General features: G+C 37.0%; 2 protein-coding genes and 1 riboswitch. Of the genes, one reads left to right on the forward strand and one right to left on the reverse strand.

The window, feature by feature from the left end:
• Positions 1–68: riboswitch (SAM riboswitch) on the reverse strand. This riboswitch is flagged as partial in the annotation.
• A 178-nt stretch (positions 69–246) separates the two neighbouring features.
• Entirely contained in the window at positions 247–852 is a 606-nt protein-coding gene (locus AC52RT_RS06480; protein WP_495539990.1) for a class I SAM-dependent DNA methyltransferase, read from the forward strand.
• A 42-nt stretch (positions 853–894) separates the two neighbouring features.
• Here the strand turns inward: AC52RT_RS06480 and AC52RT_RS06485 are convergent, their stop codons facing one another.
• Complete coding sequence (locus AC52RT_RS06485; RefSeq protein WP_495539991.1) at positions 895–1,554, reverse strand: MOSC domain-containing protein; 660 nt, start codon at positions 1,552–1,554, stop codon at positions 895–897.
• Positions 1,555–1,755 lie beyond the last annotated feature (201 nt).

The following is a 1,755-nucleotide window of genomic DNA, read 5'->3' on the forward strand; positions in this document are numbered from 1 at the left end:
TAGCACCTTTGCCGTAGCCGGTTGCTGAAGTTTCAAAGGGCCAGTCCCTCCACTTCTCTCGATAAGATTCCTATGAAATTTTTTAGTACTCGTTTATATAATATATCTAATTTACATGAATAATAAGAAAATTTCAATAGTTTATTACCCATTCTCAGCGTCTATTTAAAAAATACATCAGAAGTTTAATTACTTCCCTATAGGTAAATATATAAATAGTACCGCAGAATAGCTGGAGGTGAAAGAATGCTAGAAATTTTAGCAAAGCAGTTTCGAAAACCAGAAGGATTGCTGGGGAGAATTGTCGGCAGGATTATGTCATTTGATAATCGAAAGATCAATACATGGACACTGAATAGGCTGCAAATAAAACCCGGGGACATTATTTTAGAAATTGGGTTTGGACCGGGTGCTGCTATTGAAGACATGTTTAAGAGACAACGAAATTTACGGATTGATGGTATAGATCTCTCACATGATATGCTGAAGGTTGCTTCTACACGAAATTTGGATGCATTAAAAAAGAAAAAACTACGCTTATTCGAAGGTGATCTTTTAGAGATTGAAGAAGATTTTTATCAGTATGACAAAGTCGTCTCGGTTAATAACTATCCATTATGGAAAGACAAACAGAGTACTCTTAAGCGAATTTATCAACTGATGAAGAATAATGGCGTAATTGCCATTACTGTACAACCGCGGGAGGAAGACGCATCTCGAAAAAAAACATTTGCTCATGCACATGAAATCGAACAAGCTTTATACCTTGCTGGTTTCCGCAATATTTCAGTGAAATTCAAAAAAATAGCACCAGAACTTACAGTTTGTGTAACAGCTGTTTGTAAAAAATAAACGACCAAAAGTTGGGGCTTTGCACCCCAACTTTTCTGTGTTTTATCCTTTCTGCTCCATCCATGCAAGTCGTTTTTTTTCTACTCTCTTTTTCCAATCGTCTGCTAGTGAATCCAGCATCAGCATCCCTTCGATATCAGTCTGATTCCCTTCATGATGTAGCAGTATTCGATTCCCCCGTTCAATTGAATAGGCTTCCTGAACCCTTTCTTTTAGAATAATGTTTGATTCATCTTCAATCGTCCCTTCTTCAATGACCCTGGCAAAATAACCGGTGTATCCTGTTTCCATAGTCCTTTTCAAAAAAGTTGGCACTTCATTAAAATATGAAATAGTCGCACAAGGAATTCTTCCTTGACAGATTTCTACTATACTCGTACCTATTTGATAGATATCTCCGAAAAAAACCTCTGATTCTTTCATACCTGATACAGTTAAATTTTCTCCAAAGGCAGGCCTATTCAGGACCTTATCGAATTCCTGCTCCCATTGGATATAATGCTCATATGGATAGAAACATACTGCCCGATCGGAGCCGCCATGATGCCTCAAATTACCTACACCATCTCCGTTAAACCCTCTATAAGACAGATGGATTTTTTGAACAGCTTGTTTATCCATTCCAGTAATGAAAGATCTGCCTGACAACGTTTTAAGCTTAGGTTCACCAATATGTATCCCTTTAATTTTTCGTGTACTCATAAACCATTCCCCCTGCCTATTTAACCTCTTACCGAAAAGGATTGTCTTGAACGATCCTATAATGTTAGTATAAATTCACAATATCTAGTTGACTAGCTGCGAGTTCAGCTAGATAGTGATTATATTCATTTTTCTGCTAATTATGAAACAAATTTAAAGGGGGAGCAGATGCTGCCCCTTTTTTCTGCTGATTATTTAAAT

This window comes from Peribacillus sp. (assembly GCF_059453735.1).

What these genes read in the sequence shown, in the direction of transcription:
- AC52RT_RS06480 (WP_495539990.1), top strand. Translation starts at nt 247, where the DNA reads ATGCTAGAAATTTTAGCAAAGCAGTTTCGAAAACCAGAAGGATTGCTG.
- AC52RT_RS06485 (WP_495539991.1), bottom strand. Translation starts at nt 1,554, where the DNA reads ATGAGTACACGAAAAATTAAAGGGATACATATTGGTGAACCTAAGCTT.